We start from the raw sequence: 1,414 nt of genomic DNA, 5'->3' as shown, positions 1-1,414 counted from the left end.
TTTAGTGTTATGGTAACTAGATTTGTATACGATATACATTAAATAACGATGTAAACTAGTGCTGCTATAAGATTTGGAATAGCCATTATTAAAAAACCTTTTGATTGGTTGATACGACCAATTTTACGCGTTTCCTTTTTTGAAAATAGAGTTCCTTTATTACCTAAAATTAAGCTATCAATGAAGTAAGCTAAAGCTAACCCAATACTAATTAATCCGAAAGTTCCACATACATAATAAATGTAGCTCCAATCCCGACTAAAATAAGCTACTACAGATACGATAAGTAATAGGAGTATTCCTGAAATGAGTCCTCTCTTTATCATTATGATCCCTCTTTCAAAAAAAAATAATATCCACATTATACCATATTATTAAGTGTATATTTTTTAAACAAATTCCGATAATGAGACGTTATGTTAACCGAGTTTGTATACGATATACAACCAAAATTACACAACATATAACTTTTTCTAAATGGTACAATAAGGAAAATGATTAGATATGAAGGAGAAACTATATGAAAGAAAAGATTTGTAATCAATGCGAAATACCATTGACAAAATCCCTTCTGAAAGCTGTGGGAGGCAGTGTTGGTATTTTGAATAGACCATCCCAACATGCTGTTGTAAATGCAACGTATAGTGAAGTAATTCCATATGTTTGTTCTACATGTGGAGAAGTTCGTTTCTTTGTTAATGATCCAGAAAAATATAAAGAACAGTAAACCTTCTCTTAAACAATGAAAGGCGTTTGCTATGGATTAATCATTTCTCAAAGAGTCTATATGAAATCAGAAGATAAAAAGAAAGAAATACAAGAGAAATATAGAGAAAAAGTACAATTAGCAAAAGAAGCTAAAAAGTACGTCATAGAAGCATTTATCGTTATTATCATAGTTATCCTATTTGTCGTACTAAATTTAGTTTTCAAAAGCTTTTAGCTAACTTTAACTTCCAATAACGAGAATAATGTTAACTAATAACACTTAAAGTTAACAACTGTATTTTCTCCCCAAGTGATACAAAATTTAATGGAGGTTGATCATGTTTAACAAACCATCTTACCATGCTCTAATTTTGATACTATTGGCAATACTACTTCTTTCTGCTTGTAATAAATCAATGGTAAATAATAAAAGCGAAGGAAAAGACACATTTACCTTTCAAGGAAAAATTGTCAAACTAGATAAGGAACATAAACGAATACTCATCTACACTGAAGATTATGGAAAGGTATGGGTGCGGATTCCTAAGAATGACGAGATACAAAACTATGGATTGGATCAAGAAGTTGGTGTTTGGATAGAAGGAGGAATAGAAGAAAGCTCTCCTGCTAAGGCAAAAGCGTCATGTATTGAAAAGATTGGGAAATTACTTTTGCCTAAAACCTCCAGCGAATAATTACTTCCAAT

4 protein-coding genes are annotated in these 1,414 nt (G+C 30.9%); 3 read left to right on the top strand and 1 reads right to left on the bottom strand.

Features of this window, described 5'->3' with window-relative positions:
- Window positions 1-38: 38 nt before the first annotated feature.
- Window positions 39-326, bottom strand: coding sequence for a DUF5316 family protein (locus BPMYX0001_RS28820; RefSeq protein ID WP_006097672.1), 288 nt, complete (start codon window positions 324-326; stop codon window positions 39-41).
- 194 nt (window positions 327-520) lie between these two features.
- On the opposite strand from BPMYX0001_RS28820, the gene BPMYX0001_RS28815 reads away from it, so the two are divergent.
- From BPMYX0001_RS28815 to BPMYX0001_RS28810, 3 genes are all read left to right on the top strand, one after another.
- On the top strand, window positions 521-727 hold the full coding sequence (locus BPMYX0001_RS28815) for a hypothetical protein (RefSeq protein WP_033799569.1): 207 nt from the start codon (window positions 521-523) through the stop codon (window positions 725-727).
- Between the two features lie 60 nt (window positions 728-787).
- Window positions 788-943, top strand: a complete 156-nt coding sequence (locus tag BPMYX0001_RS33565) for a hypothetical protein (RefSeq protein WP_006097670.1) — start codon at window positions 788-790, stop codon at window positions 941-943.
- Window positions 944-1,046: 103 nt separating this feature from the next.
- On the top strand, window positions 1,047-1,403 hold the full coding sequence (locus tag BPMYX0001_RS28810) for a DUF3221 domain-containing protein (RefSeq protein WP_078212160.1): 357 nt from the start codon (window positions 1,047-1,049) through the stop codon (window positions 1,401-1,403).
- The last annotated feature ends 11 nt before the right edge of the window (window positions 1,404-1,414 follow it).

Origin of the sequence: Bacillus pseudomycoides DSM 12442 (genome assembly GCF_000161455.1) — a bacterium.
Lineage (GTDB): Bacteria > Bacillota > Bacilli > Bacillales > Bacillaceae_G > Bacillus_A > Bacillus_A pseudomycoides.
Note: the sequence above shows the minus strand (reverse complement) of the source record. Positions and strands in the feature narration are given on the sequence as shown.

Coding starts and splice junctions, on each gene's coding strand:
- BPMYX0001_RS33565 (WP_006097670.1), top strand. CDS start 788: ATGAAATCAGAAGATAAAAAGAAAGAAATACAAGAGAAATATAGAGAA.
- BPMYX0001_RS28810 (WP_078212160.1), top strand. CDS start 1,047: ATGTTTAACAAACCATCTTACCATGCTCTAATTTTGATACTATTGGCA.
- BPMYX0001_RS28815 (WP_033799569.1), top strand. CDS start 521: ATGAAAGAAAAGATTTGTAATCAATGCGAAATACCATTGACAAAATCC.
- BPMYX0001_RS28820 (WP_006097672.1), bottom strand. CDS start 326: ATGATAAAGAGAGGACTCATTTCAGGAATACTCCTATTACTTATCGTA.